The following is a 16,560-nucleotide window of genomic DNA, read 5'->3' on the forward strand; positions in this document are numbered from 1 at the left end:
TCTGCAATCAAAGCCTTGCCTAAAAGCCTTTAAATTCTCACTGAGTGAGCAATAATTTAATGTGATTGGTATTAATGACAATTTAATACCTAAATTAGCTTAGCCTCCAATAATTTGTTAAATTGGAGTTTCTATTGTTATTCATTCATAATTATTGAGATTCATCAATCGTTGTCTCTTAATCATTGTTTGCAAAAGATTATTGGCCCTATGCCAGCGGAAAACTGACCTATGTTATGGAAATGGACTACCACAGCTTTAATTATCCTATCGTTGCTGGCGGCGAACTCACTACAGGCGAAATCTAAAATCTATGCATGGAAAGACGAACAGGGAAATGTGGTTTTCTCTGATACGCCTAAGCCCGGTGCCGAACTTATCGAAGTCGAAGACCAACAAACCATCATCACATCGGTAGATACGTCTATTCTGGATATTACCCCCAGAGCTAAGGTCGAAGAGTTTCAGGTATCTATTAACCAACCAGAAGATCATGCCACCATTCGCGATAATGCCGGATCGATTTATATCTCAGGTCAGGTATCACCGGTTTTTAAGCGAGGCTTGTCGGTACAGCTAATCTTCAATGGTGAGAAACATGGCGAACCACAAACACGCTCGGTATTTATCCTCAGAAATGTCGACCGCGGCGAACATAAAATAAAATTAGAACTAATCAACAATCAAGGCAAGGTTATTGCATCGTCTAAGGAAAGGACGATTTATTTGCACCGAGCCAGAGTTAATTAAGCTACACCTCACTAAATCCGTGCAATTTAAATCGCATTTACGTACACTAAAATCTGTACCGCACCATTTTGGTGCAAGCGGAGAAGCGATTGCACAGTTCAGCCCAATTAAAAGAAATTCGCCAATATTACCAACAACAGTTAGTGTCCCAATTAGGCACGGCCGTTGTGGTATTAAATAACCGCCTGGAAATTAAATATCTAAACCCGTCTGCTGAAGCGACATTCAATAAAAGTTTAAATCGACTATTAGATAAGCCTTTCGTCGAAAGCTTTGTTTATTGTTCGCTCGACGTTGAACGCCTGGCACAGGTTGTTCGTACCGGGCAGGATTTTACCGACTCAGATGTCATTCTGGAATCTATCGATAATTCTCGCATCTCACTAGAGGTTTCTGCCTCGGTGATTTTAATCGAAGGTAAAACTCGGGTCTTACTTGAATGTAAGCAAATCGATAAACAAAAACAAATCAACACCGAAATGTTTCAGGAGCAGCAATGGCAAGCCGCACGGGATTTAATTCGAGGTCTGGCCCATGAAATAAAAAACCCGTTAGGCGGATTGCGAGGCGCAGCGCAGCTATTGGATCGCGAGTTAACCACCGAACAAAAAGAATTCACCTCTCTTATTATTGAGCAGGCAGACCGCTTAACCAATCTGGTTGATAGGCTGCTTGGGCCAAACCAATTACCTAAGCTGGCACCCATGAATATTCACGAGGTGCTGGAAACCGTTTATCAGGTTAAAAAGTTTGATAATGCTAAGGGCATTCGCTTTATCCGTGATTATGATCCTTCGATTCCGGAAATTGATATTGATTCTGAAAAACTGCAGCAGACACTATTAAACATTGTCGGCAATGCCATTCAGGTGCTTGATGAGAATGGCCAGATTGTCTTAAAAACCAGAATTGCCACCAATCAAACCATAAATGGTGAAAAAGTAAAACTGGCAATTAAGATTTCCATTATCGATAACGGACCAGGCATCCCTGCATCCTTACAAGATAAAATTTTCTACCCCATGGTATCGGGCCGCGCAAACGGCACAGGCCTTGGGCTTTCTATCGCACAAACACTGGTACATCAACACCACGGCAAGCTCGCATGCCACAGTTATCCCGGACGTACCGAATTTTCAATTGTATTGCCTTTACCAAAGAGACCTAATCAATGAATTCTGAACAAGTATGGATAGTCGATGACGACAACTCAATTCGTTGGGTACTAGAAAAAGCCCTCAAGGGTGCCAATATTTCTTCGGCAACCTTCAGTAACGCAATGGATGTGCTTACGGCTTTAGAAATCAGCCAGCCTCAGGTGATTATTTCCGACATTCGCATGCCACAAATGGATGGTATGACACTGCTCAGTCGTATTAATGAAAACGCCCCGGATATTCCGGTTATTATCATGACAGCACACTCAGATCTCGACAGTGCCGTTAACGCCTATCAAGGCGGTGCTTTTGAATACCTGCCAAAACCTTTTGATATTGATGAAGCTCAGGCCTTGATCAAACGGGCGTTAACCCATTCTCAGGAGCAATCTGCGAAAAAGGCAAAAAGCGCCCATAAAGTTACCGACGTCGGTATCATCGGCGAAGCGCCTGCTATGCAGGAAGTCTTCCGTGCAATAGGACGCTTGTCTCGCTCAAGCATCAGCGTATTGATTAACGGCGAATCCGGAACCGGTAAAGAGTTAGTCGCCAATGCCTTGCACCGGCATAGTCCGCGTAAAGACGCTCCATTTATCCCGTTAAATATGGCAGCAATACCGAAAGATTTGATCGAATCAGAATTATTCGGCCATGAGAAAGGCGCATTTACCGGTGCAAATTCAGTGCGTCAGGGGCGATTTGAACAGGCCCACGGCGGTACCCTGTTCCTCGATGAAATTGGTGATATGCCATTAGAAATACAAACTCGGCTATTGCGAGTTCTGGCAGATGGTCAATTCTATCGTGTTGGTGGCCACAGTCCGATACAGGTCGATGTTCGGATTATTGCCGCGACCCATCAAAATCTTGAAGAGCTGGTTCACAGTGGCGAATTTCGGGAAGATTTATTCCATCGTCTAAACGTGATTCGAATTCAACTTCCAAGTTTAAAAGAGCGCAAAGAAGACATTGAACAACTGGCGTTGAATTTCCTTTCAAAAGCCGCCGATGAGTTAGGTGTAGAATGTAAAAGCATCGATCCGCAAGCACTTAAATTTATGCAGACTTGTGACTGGCCTGGCAATGTTCGGCAACTTGAAAACATCTGTCGCTATTTAACGGTAATGGCATCTGGTAAAGAGATTTTGTTGAGTGATTTACCGGAAGAGCTGACCACAATTACCACCAGTGGCGGTAATAATACCAGCAACTGGCAAAGCCAGTTATCGCTTTGGATGGATGAACAACTCAGCCAGGGTAATATCGACATTTTGTCAGAAGCATTACCTGAATTTGAGCGAATTTGTCTCGATAGAGCACTGCATTTTACCCATGGTCACAAACAGGAAGCGGCGAAAAAGCTAGGTTGGGGTCGAAATACCCTGACGAGGAAACTGAAAGATTTGCACTAGCAAGCTGAGAAGTCCTACCAATCGCTGCATATGAATGGCCGTTGCAGACCTTGTGGTCTGCAATCGAATTAAGAATCACAACCCTGTGACTGGCAACTACGACAGCTATTGCAGAGTTTTAGGTTAACCAGATGGGCTGCGACTAACAGGGCGGCGCCAATAATGACCATCACCGGTTGCAATGCTTCATCGACACTATGCTTGTGCCAGTAGATGAAGCCACCTAGGAACAGCAGATAAAATGGGTAGATTTTCTTATGGTAACGTTTGAAGCCAGAGAAAAGTGCGAAAGAGCCTAACAAAAGGGTCGCAAATAAAAACCAATGTTCGGCTTCATGATCCGCAATAAACCCGAGGCCAAATAGCGACAGGGAAGGCAATAGTACCGGTAATAATATGCAGTGCAACGCACACAATGACGTTGCGGTGATGCCTAATCGATCAAGCATGTAACTCTCAGTCTGCCCCAATAAACCACAACAGCCCTGAAATTAGCGCCTTTGTGAACCTGAAAAAGGTGAATTGATAAACAGTGATAATATCACAAAAGTGATAATGTCACACATTTAAATTGTAAAAGGAATGCACAGTCTTGCCGGTAATTGCCGATCAGCAGCGGCTTAAGTCAAAGCTTAACACCTGATTAATATGAGATTTATCCAGTTTCAACATTAACAAACGATCAATTCCGATAGCGACCCCTGCACAATCAGGTAAGCCTTGTTGCAACGCCGCTAACAAACGTTTATCAATGGGACGGGTCGCCAGATTTCGTGCTTGACGTTGGCAATTATCCTGCTCAAATCGTTGTTTCTGCTCATTGGCATCGGTCAGCTCATCAAAACCATTGGCGAGCTCCATATTGCGATAATATAACTCGAAGCGGCGAGCAACTCGATTATCTTCGGGATCCAGTTTGGCTAAAGCCGCCTGAGAAGCGGGAAAATGATAAACAAAACAAGGTCTGTCCTGACCGATCACCGGTTCAATCAACGAATTAAAAATAAACTGTAGCAGGGTATCCTCATCCGTTTCGTTTTCTAACCAGTCAGCCATCAGTTGATGCTTGCTAATAACCTGTTTTAACCCATCACAAGAGGAGGTTAGCGGATCAATGTTTAGCGTTTCCATGAATGCCTGTTGATATGTCATAACCTGAGCCGGTTTTGTCGCCAGCAATCGTTGCATGAGTTCATCGATTTCCGTCATCAACTGCCGATGATCGAATCCAGGCCGGTACCATTCCAACATCGTGAATTCCGGATTATGAAAACGTCCTTGTTCTTCATTGCGAAATGCTTTGCAAATTTGATATATCGGACCACTGCCCGCTGCCAATAAACGCTTCATCGAAAATTCAGGTGACGTTTGCAAATACAAGGCTTGTTGATGACTACTGCTACTGACATTGGCAGCAAGCTCGGTAGCAAAACTTTGTAGATGGATATCCGTGACCGTTGCCTGACTCAACGCCGGCGTTTCCACTTCCATAACCTGACGCTGCGCAAAAAACAGCCGAATCTGAGCAATAAAGTCTGCCCGTGCCTTTAATGTTTCGATAGTTGCTGAGGGTTGCCACATAATCATTTACTCGTGCCAGGACGGTTATTGAGCATGAATACTGCAGGTTCTAAGTTCCTGTATTCATATTGCCGTGTAAATTTATTCAGTGCCAGATGTCATTATATAAACAAGAAAGGGAGCTCAAGCTCCCTTTCTGTTACCAACCGACACTTTGGTTCGTTGATTACTTGCCAGCTCGGGATACGTACTCACCACTGCGAGTATCCACTTTCACAATTTCGCCAATCTGGATGAACAGAGGCACACGCACAACCGCCCCTGTTGCCAGAGTAGCAGGTTTGCCGCCAGTACCGGCAGTATCACCTTTAAGGCCAGGGTCAGTTTCGGTAACTTCCAGCTCCACAAAATTTGGTGGTGTTACGGTGATTGGACTGCCATTCCACAATGTTAATACACATAGATCACCTTCTTTTAACCACTTTTCGTTGTCGCCAACGGCTTTTGCATCAGCCGCTAGTTGCTCAAAGGTGTCATTATTCATAAAATGCCAGAATTCACCGTCATTGTATAAATACGCCAAATCTGTTTCCATGACGTCGGCGCCTTCAACTGACTCTCCGGATTTAAAGGTTTTTTCTAACACTTTACCCGAGATTAGCTTGCGGATTTTAACCCGGTTAAAAGCCTGACCTTTACCTGGTTTTACTAATTCGTTTTCTAGGATGTTGCACGGCTCGCCATCAATCATTAGCTTCAGACCGGCTTTAAATTCGTTTGTACTAAAGTTAGCCATAGGGTTCTCTTTTAAACGGTGCTTTTTAAATTATTCACTTAACGTCAGATAAAACAACGCCAAGTTGGGATTATTAATGCCGCAAATAATACACCTAAATGACTCGCAATTACATGCTTGTTGGCAAAAAGAATTAGCCAATGTCGTCACCGATGCCAGAGTACTTTTACAAATGCTGGAAATCGATGAAAAGACTCAACAGCAGCATTTTTCTGCACGTAAGTTGTTTCCATTACGAGTTCCACGACCATTTATTCACAGAATGGAGAAAGGCAATATCAACGATCCCTTGCTCAAGCAGGTCATGGTGCAGGATCTGGAGTTTGAACAGGTCGCAGGATACAGCACCGATCCATTAGAAGAGCATGATACCGTTGCGGAAGGTTTACTGCATAAATATCAGAATCGGGTATTAATGATCGTAAAAGCTGGTTGCGCAATCAACTGTCGTTATTGTTTTCGCCGTCACTTTCCTTATGAAGACAACAGCCCAAACAAGCTACGCTGGCAACAGGCCCTGGATTACATCGCAGCCCATCCACAGATCAATGAAGTCATTTTCAGCGGTGGCGATCCCCTTATGGCATCCGATGAACATTTGAGCTGGTTAATAGAACAGCTAGAGGCAATAGATCATATCAAACGGCTAAGAATTCATAGCCGTTTGCCCGTTGTCATTCCACAACGGATCACCCCGACATTGGTCAATTTGCTCGCGAATACTCGCCTAAAGTCGGTTATGGTATTTCACATCAATCACCCCAATGAAATTGACAATGAATTTCGACAGGCAATACTGCCGCTTCGACAATCACACATCCCCTTGTTTAATCAAAGTGTATTACTTAGGGGCATTAATAGTGACAGCGAGATATTGTGTCAGTTAAGTGAAGATCTGTTTGATAGCGGCATTCAGCCCTATTACCTACATTTATTTGATCCGGTACAAGGTGCGGCGCATTTTGATGTTTGTGATAGCGAAGCAATCGCCATTGCCCAAAAAATGATGGCACAGCTACCAGGTTTTTTGATGCCAAAGCTGGTTAGGGAAATCGCAGGAGAAGCGAACAAAACACCAATAGCCATTACGGCTGTCGATTGATTATTTCGCGAATATTTAAATCGATTGGTTAAACCCGACAGCTAACCAAAGCGTTAGTATCAGGCGATGCATACATATCATTTATAATCGTCCGTAGGAATGGCACGCATGGACGCAGAGTAAGTTGACCATGCAAGACCATATTGTCTTGGTTGTTCTTTACAATGCAATCACCATTTTTTTAAATAATAACGCCTTTCATTAATGCCTCGGCTGGCATTTTGAATTACTAACTCCCCTATCGTAATAGCCAATAATCTGGCATAATCCACGGCAAATTTAAGTAAGTGACATGCAAATCATGGCCGATCCCGTTGAACAACAACTTATCGACAATATCTCGCAATTACTAAAACGCTCAATCGTCGCCGACAGTGCCTTGCAGCAACTTCGTGCGGATAACAAAGCCAAGTTTAATCAAATATTTACTGACGATTCGCCGTTTGATCGCCAGGCGAGCACCTTCCAACCATATATTGAAGAGATTGCCGATGATTTATTGATTTGGCAACAAAGCAAATCTAAGCCATTATTAATCAAGCTGGTAAAAAAAATCGAACAGCTTTTCAAAGTATTAACCGAATTCGAAAGTCATTACGCAAATAAAGGCTAGACGCAGTACTTAAGGCCTGATTTCATTACAAAGCAGGATTACAACTTGGTACGTCTCCGATATTGGTGGTTATTATGCCTCGCCTATGCGTTTCATGCTCAAGGTCAAGACCTTGAGCCTCGCTCGTACCTCAACATTCCCATTGATCAAACATTTTTTACCGGTATGTATATACACTCGGATGGCGATGTTTATACATCGTCTAGTCTGCCGATTGAAGATTTTCGGTTAACAACCACGACTTGGGCCGGGCAATTTAGTCGCACCTTTGCGCTAGACAATAAAATGGCGAAATTTGACGCGGTATTTGCTACATCATGCGGGGATGGCTCGGCTTTCTTTCAAGGCGAGGTTACCACCCGAAAATTTTGTGGTTTTGCCGATAGCAAATTGAAATTGACGTACAACTTTATGGGCTCGCCGGCGCTTACCGCGAAAGAATTCCTCAATTATGAAAAAACCATGATTATCGGTGCCAGCGTACAGGTTAATGTGCCAAACGGTCATTATGAAAAAGATAAGTTATTTAATATCGGCTCGAATCGTTGGTATATAAAACCGGAAATTGGTGCGACTATCCCATTAGGAAAGTGGGAGATAGACTTAGCGCTATCGGCATTTTTCTTTGAAGATAATGATGAACTGCAGGGCACCCAAACGCTGAGTCAGGACAACGTCTATAACCTGCAATTTCATCTGGTTTATGATCTAGGGCCAGCGCACTGGTTAGCCCTGGATTTCAATTATTTCGGTGGTGGTGACACGTACGTCGATGGTCAGCCATCGGGCCTCAAAGACACCAACGTCCGCGGTGGAATCGCCTATCGTTACTCCCTTAACAAGCACCATAGTATAAAACTGATATTGAATACCGGTATCACTACCCGTTTGGGTAATGATACCAATGCTGCAACCATTGCGTGGACTTATCGATTGTAATACCAATCACATTAAATTATTGCTCACTCAGTGAGAATTTAAAGGCTTTTAGACAAGGCTTTGATTGCAGAGAATGGTTATTCCATTGTCAAAATCAGTAACGCAGGATAAGTGCCTTTAAAACTCACCCGTAGGGAGTTTGTCAGAGGCCCATTTACTGCCCTATATTTCATTAATATAGAATGACTATATCAATAAAACCTATGTTGTAACTGAACCTCTGCCCTAACTCTGAGTTGTGCACAAACTTAATGTGATTGGTATAACTGTCCACCCTACTCTTTGGATTTGATGGTTTTATAAAACCAATCATCGAACAGGTTTTTCTCATACACGTAAGAATCGCTACTACGGTTATTGCGAACACGATTCATAAAGTTCATGTCTTTGATATCTTCCTCGCCACTTTTAAGCACGTTTTTATCACCATCAATCAATTCGTACGTAAATGCCAGACGCGGTCTGTATAGATCTTCAATCACCCGGTAATTATTGTTATTCGGACCAACCATATATTTAACATCACCCGCCAAATCTACGTCGGTAAAGCTCAATTTTAACACCTGATCTTCGGGTAACTCATCAGCGCGCTTTTGAAAATGTTTTTCCAGTTGATTGAATGTTGTCTCGCGAAACTTAGCGCGAGTGCCATTGGCAGGTTTTACATCGGTAAATTTTTCTGGTTCGACCCATTCGGTTTCTACCGTCCCTGCGTGCGACATTGTCGAAGCTAAAGACAAACTCAACACGCTGACCAATAGTATCAAAATCTTTTTCATAGTCACTCCCATAGGTTTTAACTAACTCAGGCTTAATGTGATATCACAGTAAATAAGACCCGGGGTTATGCAAAAAGTTTACGCCATAACTGGCCTTTACGAAACCTTTACAGCAATGATGCTCTGGGCACGACAAAAAAACAAAAATTCGGGTTAAAGTACACTAAAACGTGTCATTCAGCTTATTGCTCTGCTGTAAGCGCTGAACATTGCCATCATCAAGGCCAACCGCTGTCAATAAGGAAAGGTATCGGCTATCGCTTTTTAAGGTCACCAGCCTGGGGTCGTTACGAATAAACATCAGGCAATTTGATTTAGTCTCTACCGCCTTATCAAAATATTGAAAGGCTCGTTCAATATCTTCAAGCAGTAAGTAAACGATGGCCGTTTCATAGGGGCATACATATTGCTTGGATTGTTCGACTTGATTGAGCAGTTGCCTAGCCTCGGTCACATTTTTCTGAGCGGCCAAGGATTGTGCCAGCACAATTTTATGAAACGGTTCGCCCTGACTAAGCAGTACCCCTCGCTTGGCAAGAGCCAGGCTTTGTTCAAAATCGCCGCGGATATATTGTGCAATTGCGAGCGCCGTGTATAAATGCGGTAGTTTAGGGTTTAACGACACTTTATCCTGACCAAAGCGAATCGCATTTTCGATATCACCACTCATCATCAGCGCCCAAATTCCCCAATCGCTTATTTCCGGATTCAAAGGGTCTAGGTTATCCGCTAGCATTAACGCGTGTTTGACACTAGGTTGATTGCCCAATGCCGAATGGTAAAGGGCAAAACCCAGCTGTGTATTGGCTATTTGATCATCGGCTTGCCTGGCTTCGCTCAGCATCTTCCAGGCTTCATCCCACAACCATACATGAACATAGGCCAACCCCAAGGACGACTTTATCTCAGCGGAGTCTGGATTCAAGGTCAACATCTCAGTCGCGGAAGCAATGACATTAGGGAACACATCTTTAGGCGGTTCATAGTTGGTCATCAACAATCGATAAGCATTCGATTTGGCAAAATAGACTTGCTCATAATTTTGATCCAGAACAATCGCCTGATTGAAAAGCTTAATCGCTTTTCGTAGTGACTGGTGAGTCATAAGAGACATTTGAAATTGTCCCTGCGTGTAGAGTTTATGCGCTTGAGGTATTTCGGTAGGCGCTTTTTCGATGGCCGATTTTTCTTCCGCGATTAACAGAACTTGCAAAGACGCAGAAACCGAAGAAGCGATTTGGTTCTGGATCGCAAACAAACTGCGTTGTTCACCTTGCACGGAGAAGTCTCCGCTCCACATTAACTTTCCGCTACTAAGATGTTCAACTTCCGCGGTGATCTGCATCGAGCCATCTGTTGCTTCACTAACCACACCATCTAGAACATAATCGATATCGGGTAATTGAGTGCGAATATGATCTCTGCTCTTGTTATGTTTAAACGCAAACGACGATGGTGGCGGTACCGTTTTTAAGCCTGAAACTTTGCGTAAATCCTGAATCAATTCCCGGGTCATTTGATCAGCAAAAGGTTGCCAGTGTTCAGAGTCATGACTGGAAACCGAAAAGGGTACAACCAATAGATAAGGGGCAGTATCCGTTTGCAAATTTGCATCCCTATCGTTAAGGAATAACCAGACCAGGAAAAATAGCCCAATCAGCAAAGGAATCAACACTATCAAACGCTTGTGGAAATTACCTCCTTCGAAGAATAAGTTAGGCGATGCCGGTTTATCCTGGCTCTCATGCCCTTGCCTGGCTTCGACAATGGGTTGCAGATCGCCAACCTTTGGAGGTTGTTCAGTTTGTATCTCTCCTACAAACTGATAACCGCGAGAACGGATGGTTTTAATAACACGTTGCGATTCAGCATCATCACCTAACAAATTGCGAGCGCTCTTAATATGGTTACTTAACGTCGCATCCGAAACATCGCGGCCAAGCCAAATCTCCTGAAACAATTCATCACGGCTAATGATGCGTTGTTGATGGTTAATAAAATAAACAATTAGGTCGAATAATTTAGGTTCTACATGGACTGGCTTACCGGCGACTCGAACCTCAAATTTACGAGTATCGATGTCTATATTATTTAAACGATATATCACCGGTCATTCCTTAGTAAGTTTCTATGATCTGCGAATAAATTGGCATCTGATGCAAAAGTTACACAATTATTAGACAATCGTTACTCTAGGATTATTTAATAAAATCAAACATGTCGCATGATTAACGTTACCTTAAATTGACGCAAACGCAATAGGTGTAATTTATGCCAACCATGTTCGAGATACTAATCGACCCTATCTCCTTGATCCTGATATCCATATATCTATCCCTCATCTTGTTACAAACACTGGCGCCTGCCCGACCGTTAAAACCGATAAAAGGCTGGATCCCAAAAACCCTGGGATTCTTTGTACTCTATTTTTATTTGGCCAGTTATTTACCACTAATTTGGGATCAGTATTTGGCGCAATACCAACTCATCGATTTAACTCACCTACCGGTTTACTTAAGTACGCTATTAGCGGTGGTGGTGTTTGAATTTATGGTTTATGTGTGGCATCGATATTTACATCAAAATGCCTGGTTATGGCGTTGTTGTCATCAGCTGCACCACAGCGCAGAAAGACTTGATGTTTTTGGCGGATTTTATTTTAGCCCGTTAGACATCTTAGGGTTCACGTTGGTGGGAAGCATCAGTTTAAACGTGATCATGGGGATCTCTGCGGAAGCGACTTCATATTTTCTGTATATCACCATGTTCTTACAGACATTCACTCATACCAATATTCGCACACCACGATGGCTAGGTTATATTATCCAGCGTCCGGAAAGCCATTCGGTGCATCATCAAAAAGGAGTACATGGGTTTAATTATTCGGAATTGCCCATTTTTGATATGATTTTTGGCACGTTCAAAAACCCTGAAACGTTTGTGGATGAGATAGGATTCTATGATGGTGCTTCGTTAAAAACCAAGCAGATACTTATGTTTGAAGATGTGGTGCGGAGTAAAACCCAATAAGTTGAGCCTTGCAAACAAAAATTTAAGGTAAAAAAAGAGCGATGCCGGGGCATCGCTCTTTCTAATAGATTAAGGGTTAGGTTCGATATAAACGTTATCTGTAATCCTTGGCAGATTACATCATTCCTAGCAAAATATACCTCTAACGCCCACACCCCTTGATATTCAAGGCATGCGACCATATAGATTGGCTACATTGGTTGCTACAGAAGCGGCTACAATTCTCGAGGTACAACAACAAATGACTATGAAACACCTACAGCTACGTGGTGATACATTTTATTTTCAGAAACGCATCCCCACCTCAATTCAGCATTTGTATGGCGGCAAGCAAACAATCAAAAGAACACTGCATACCAGTGACATAAAACAAGCAAAAAAGCTCCGTGATAAGATCTTAGGTGAAATGGCTCAACTTGAAATGGAATCTCCCTCAAAGGCACGGACGTTATTCAAACAACACGTCGCAAACTTTGAAGCAGACAAGAAAAGTAACCCTCAGGAATGGGACGCAATGAGACATTACACTGGAGATGAATGTCCAGCTGAGTTAGCAGCATACAGACATGTTGCCAGTGAAACCCCAATTCCCATCGATTATCAGTTCAGCCTTAGAGAAGCTCTCAAAGGTTGGCAAGAAGCTGTCGGAAAATCTAAGTCCGCAGATACCCAACGAAAGGCCAGTACATTCACAGAAGAGTTTTTGAAATACCTGAGAACTCATGACGTTGCGCTGAGCCAGATAACACGAGGTATGGTCACAGAGTTTCATACACATCAGGCGGACTCGGGCTATGCCAAAACAACAGTTCAGGGAAAACTATCAGCACTCAAAATGCTCTGGAAATACGCTAATGACCGTGATTTTGTACACGGTGATAATCCTTTCAGCAATCATTCTGTAGGAGGCAAGGCATCCATAAAACGTCAGCTTATGACTGCTGAGGAAATAAGTTCAGTTATGGCTGATTTTAAACAGCATGTTACGCCAAACATGTATCTTGCTGCGCTCACTAGTTTGTGGACTGGCGCTCGTATATCTGAAGTATCTCGACTGACCAAAGATCTCGTAAAAGATGGATGCATTTACATTGAACACGGTAAAAATGACCGAGCAAGGCGCGTCGTTCCGATTCCTGACTGGTTGTATCAACTGCTTAAATCGCAAACTAGCAAGGAATTCGTGCTAGCAGATGGCAAAGAGGTATCCAGACTTTTTTCCAGATCTAAAACTCGAGTTGTGGCTGATGAAACCAAGACTCTGCACACATTCAGGAATCTCATATCAACTTGTGCATTGCGTGCGGATATTCCTGAGACCATTGCATCGCAGATTGTTGGCCATACAAACAAGGGAGTGAGTCTAACTTATGGTCATTATGCTCGTGGAGATGAACTGCAAAAGCTGAAGAATAATTATGACAAGATAGCTGCGAAACTAGAAGATTACCTAGGAGAGCACGTTAAATCACTAAAATCATTCTAAGCTATTGAATTGAATATTCTTCATGTGTCTGTGGGAACATCTTGGCTATCCTTAAATTGAACCCACAACAGCAACGGACTGCTACACATGAATAACCAACGACAACTACCACCTAGAGCACTTGTCGCTACTTGGCTTTACCTTCTGACACAAGAACAGATATCACCTCGTAAACGGGCGAAGCGTGAAGCTTTGCTTGTAGAATTATTTGGGAGCTTGGAATCTGCTGAGTGTTATGCTGGACTGGTCAGGATAAACAACTGGAAAGGATTTGTGGCTAGGGGCAACTAGAGTTACCCCGCCAACGGTTACACTAATAGAAAGATTAAAAAGGCAGTAGCTTTAATAATCTTTGCAATATCAATTGAAACCTCAAGTTTCGAAGTTTTTAGAGTGAACATGATTTGTTCCCCATAATAACCCCGAGCCGGCTCAGGAGAATTAATACCTGAGCTTTACGTCGCAGGCCAGCGACGCCAAGAATAGGATTGCCGCCCTACTCATGGATTGGTGCCAATAGTTCCAATATCGACACCGAGGTGTGGAACCAAACTCAGAGTGTTTCTCTTCCTTAGAGATTCGAAATTCGGTGATCTTAAGGGTGCGAGAAGTTCGTCATTTGCACCTCTAACTTCAAGCAGGACAATGGATCCCCCACGCCTACTCTCCGTATTCTTTAAAACAACTATTTAGCTATTCTAATGTAATTTTTTCAATAAGTTAACAACTATCGATGAGCTTTGCTCGATCTCTTTTTTATACTATTGCAGGCTAAAGATATTCTCCAATCTTCAACTTTATTAATCCGGTTGAACTACAACATTCCCCGCTATGATGGCTCTACAGTTTATGTATGCTGAAGCATAAGTATTACTTGCAGAAGAAGGCATTTTTCGATTGATATAAATAGCAATCGCGATGTCATAAATATTAAGCTTTGGGTAATCTGATAGCTTGATGTTGTCTTTGTATTGCCTTTGTTTTTGGAGATCAACCCACTCAGCGATCACCTTACAGTTTGGTGGTGAGTACTTGTCATTTTCTTGTTCGGCTGCAGTTACAAACGCAGCGAAGGTAAATAAAAATAAAAACAGTAAACGCATGATAATTCCCTTTTGAGGTAAGAGTTCCAAAAAACTTACTTTAAGGTGAAATAGTAATACCTTCAATCCTTAAGCTTTTTATGTAAAAAAATCCGAGGCCACACTTCGACATCTAAAGAAGCGAGTTTCCCCCGTAGCCCTGCGCTCGTGTGAGTATTAAGCCACCTCAAGTCACTGTACCGACAACTGTTCGCATAGAGCAATGCTGAGACGCTCTGAGCGATCCATACGAGCCTTATCTCCTTTGACTGATCCAATGACCTTACGAAGGCCTTAGAGTCTCTTAAAGATCGTTACAGGATCTTCTAGCAATCAACAGCTTATTACTACTTCCCTATCACTGTACCGTTTCAGGCATAGTCTATCGATCACAGTAAATGAATACACTTTTTGTACCGATATATGTTGACATCGAATTGTGAGTACAGCAACTTGCCCTATATCTAAGACTTAAATAGGTACAACAAGGAAACGATATGACACAGGTAGCTTACATTCGAGTTAGTACAGTAGAACAGAATACAGAGCGACAGCTTGCAGCTTTAGACCTCGACAGCATGAAGGTATTCACAGACAAATGCTCAGGTAAAGATAGAGACAGACCAGAGCTGAACAAGATGCTCGACTATGTGCGTGAGGGAGACACTATTCATGTTCACGACATATCCAGACTGGCTCGAAGCGTAAATGACTTGTTAACAATGGTAAAGGACTTAACGTCACAAGGAGTCACCCTGAAGTTCTACAATGAGTCACTGACGTTTACGCCTAATCGCTCAGACCCAATGCAAGAATTACAACTGACAATGCTAGGTGCTGTCTTTCAGTTCGAGCGTAGCATGATGCTTGAGCGTCAACGTGAAGGCATTGCTCAGGCTAAAGCAGCAGGTAAGTACAAAGGCAGACGTAAGAGTAAAGACATTAATAGAGAAGCTGTACTTGAGAGCTTGAAGTCAGGGCTGAGTATTCGTAAGACTGCTGCTGAACATGGCATAGCTGCTTCTACTGTGCAGCGTATCGTAGCTGAGTCAGCGTAGACTTCACTATCATTGGGTTACTTGTTGCCCCGTATTTACTGGCCTAAGGGGTATATCCCTCCTATGCAATAAGTTTTTCCTGAAGAAGACAAACAGTCCATGACCAGAAGATTCTCTGTTACAGGGGTATGTCCCACCTATGGGGAGAAAACTGAAAGAAAGAATAAGATACTTATAGTCTACTTATAGTCAGCCTGTAGTCTGTATCATTTATGATTACCTACATGGTTATTAAATCTTAGTAAACTTTCAGTCCTACCTATTAACCTGAAGATGTCGTTAAGCGTGTTGTTCTGGTTAGTCATTATTTCCTGAGGATAGCCTGAAGCACTCGCGTATCAGGTCATTCCTTTTTTATAAATCATAAGTTTCCAATAGCACTCAGCGTTAAGCCGTGTCACATAGCCACTGGTCTATAGTGTTTCCTTTGCACTGAGCTATGCGAGTCTCAACGTAAGCCTTGGCGTCAGAGTGCTACTGGAAACTTTATGCCTCTACCTTTTTTTCAATAAATCATAACAATAAGGAGACACATCATTGTCCACTAAAACCTACTACGTACGCTCGAAGCCCTACAAGGTGCAGCAGAGTCCACACGTCCTACTTACGCTAACACCTAAAGCACTCAGCGCACTTCAGTTCCTACAAAACATTGCTCAAGAAGCAGAGAAGCGTAAGGTGAAAACCGAGACTATCGTTAACCGATTACTGGAGAACCTATACTAAGAATGAAGCTCAACCTCAGCGAAACCTGTGCGTTAACTTCATGCAACCAACCGAGAGCTAAACGCTCGAAAGCCTACTGCAATGACCATTACTACAACAGACGTTATCA

At 42.9% G+C, this 16,560-nt stretch carries 15 protein-coding genes; 9 read left to right on the forward strand and 6 right to left on the reverse strand.

From position 1 onward, the window contains the following. The first annotated feature begins 231 nt into the window (after positions 1-231). The 3 genes from ACHUFQ_RS14430 (at position 232) to glnG (ending at position 3,319) form a co-directional block, all read left to right on the forward strand. The gene (locus ACHUFQ_RS14430) at positions 232-750 is read left to right on the forward strand and encodes a DUF4124 domain-containing protein (RefSeq protein ID WP_394176550.1); all 519 of its coding nucleotides are present in this window, start codon (positions 232-234) and stop codon (positions 748-750) included. Positions 751-839: 89 nt separating this feature from the next. Continuing rightward, positions 840-1,925 carry a nitrogen regulation protein NR(II) gene (gene glnL, locus ACHUFQ_RS14435; protein WP_394176551.1) on the forward strand — a complete coding sequence of 362 codons (1,086 nt, stop codon included), beginning with the start codon at positions 840-842 and terminating at the stop codon, positions 1,923-1,925. After that, a complete protein-coding gene (glnG, locus tag ACHUFQ_RS14440) occupies positions 1,922-3,319 on the forward strand; it encodes a nitrogen regulation protein NR(I) (RefSeq protein WP_394176552.1) in 1,398 nt (465 codons plus the stop codon). The genes glnL and glnG overlap by 4 nt, the downstream gene beginning before the upstream one ends. A 68-nt stretch (positions 3,320-3,387) precedes the next feature. Here glnG and ACHUFQ_RS14445 read toward each other — a convergent pair whose 3' ends face one another. From ACHUFQ_RS14445 to efp, 3 genes are all read right to left on the reverse strand, one after another. Continuing rightward, positions 3,388-3,768, reverse strand: coding sequence for a MerC domain-containing protein (locus ACHUFQ_RS14445; protein WP_394176553.1), 381 nt, complete (start codon positions 3,766-3,768; stop codon positions 3,388-3,390). 160 nt (positions 3,769-3,928) lie between these two features. Then, on the reverse strand, positions 3,929-4,900 hold the full coding sequence (gene epmA, locus ACHUFQ_RS14450) for an elongation factor P--(R)-beta-lysine ligase (RefSeq protein ID WP_394176554.1): 972 nt from the start codon (positions 4,898-4,900) through the stop codon (positions 3,929-3,931). 166 nt (positions 4,901-5,066) lie between these two features. Then, a complete protein-coding gene (gene efp, locus ACHUFQ_RS14455; RefSeq protein WP_144035010.1) occupies positions 5,067-5,636 on the reverse strand; it encodes an elongation factor P in 570 nt (189 codons plus the stop codon). A gap of 76 nt (positions 5,637-5,712) precedes the next feature. Between efp and epmB the strand changes: the two genes are divergently transcribed. From epmB to ACHUFQ_RS14470, 3 genes are all read left to right on the forward strand, one after another. After that, entirely contained in the window at positions 5,713-6,738 is a 1,026-nt protein-coding gene (gene epmB / locus ACHUFQ_RS14460; protein ID WP_394176555.1) for an EF-P beta-lysylation protein EpmB, read from the forward strand. Between the two features lie 292 nt (positions 6,739-7,030). Continuing rightward, positions 7,031-7,351, forward strand: coding sequence for a hypothetical protein (locus ACHUFQ_RS14465; protein WP_394176556.1), 321 nt, complete (start codon positions 7,031-7,033; stop codon positions 7,349-7,351). A 45-nt stretch (positions 7,352-7,396) separates the two neighbouring features. After that, on the forward strand, positions 7,397-8,290 hold the full coding sequence (locus ACHUFQ_RS14470; RefSeq protein ID WP_394176557.1) for a transporter: 894 nt from the start codon (positions 7,397-7,399) through the stop codon (positions 8,288-8,290). 275 nt (positions 8,291-8,565) lie between these two features. On the opposite strand, the gene ACHUFQ_RS14475 is transcribed toward ACHUFQ_RS14470, so the two are convergent. Beyond that, positions 8,566-9,069: a DUF3016 domain-containing protein gene (locus ACHUFQ_RS14475; RefSeq protein ID WP_394176558.1), complete on the reverse strand. Its 504-nt coding sequence runs from the start codon at positions 9,067-9,069 to the stop codon at positions 8,566-8,568. A gap of 163 nt (positions 9,070-9,232) precedes the next feature. Next, positions 9,233-11,176 (reverse strand): winged helix-turn-helix domain-containing protein, encoded by a 1,944-nt coding sequence (locus ACHUFQ_RS14480; protein WP_394176559.1) that lies wholly within the window; start codon positions 11,174-11,176, stop codon positions 9,233-9,235. A gap of 164 nt (positions 11,177-11,340) precedes the next feature. Here ACHUFQ_RS14480 and ACHUFQ_RS14485 point away from each other — a divergent pair, with 164 nt between their 5' ends. Further along, positions 11,341-12,099, forward strand: coding sequence for a sterol desaturase family protein (locus tag ACHUFQ_RS14485; RefSeq protein WP_394176560.1), 759 nt, complete (start codon positions 11,341-11,343; stop codon positions 12,097-12,099). A gap of 241 nt (positions 12,100-12,340) precedes the next feature. Next, complete coding sequence (locus ACHUFQ_RS14490) at positions 12,341-13,585, forward strand: DUF6538 domain-containing protein (protein WP_394176561.1); 1,245 nt, start codon at positions 12,341-12,343, stop codon at positions 13,583-13,585. Positions 13,586-14,385: 800 nt separating this feature from the next. Here ACHUFQ_RS14490 and ACHUFQ_RS14495 read toward each other — a convergent pair. Then, the gene (locus tag ACHUFQ_RS14495) at positions 14,386-14,688 is read right to left on the reverse strand and encodes a hypothetical protein (RefSeq protein WP_394176562.1); all 303 of its coding nucleotides are present in this window, start codon (positions 14,686-14,688) and stop codon (positions 14,386-14,388) included. Positions 14,689-15,164: 476 nt separating this feature from the next. Between ACHUFQ_RS14495 and ACHUFQ_RS14500 the strand changes: the two genes are divergently transcribed. Further along, the gene (locus tag ACHUFQ_RS14500; RefSeq protein ID WP_394176563.1) at positions 15,165-15,725 is read left to right on the forward strand and encodes a recombinase family protein; all 561 of its coding nucleotides are present in this window, start codon (positions 15,165-15,167) and stop codon (positions 15,723-15,725) included. Positions 15,726-16,560 lie beyond the last annotated feature (835 nt).

The sequence above is a fragment of the Thalassotalea litorea genome (assembly GCF_043642205.1).
GTDB classification, from domain to species: Bacteria; Pseudomonadota; Gammaproteobacteria; order Enterobacterales; family Alteromonadaceae; genus Thalassotalea_A; species Thalassotalea_A litorea.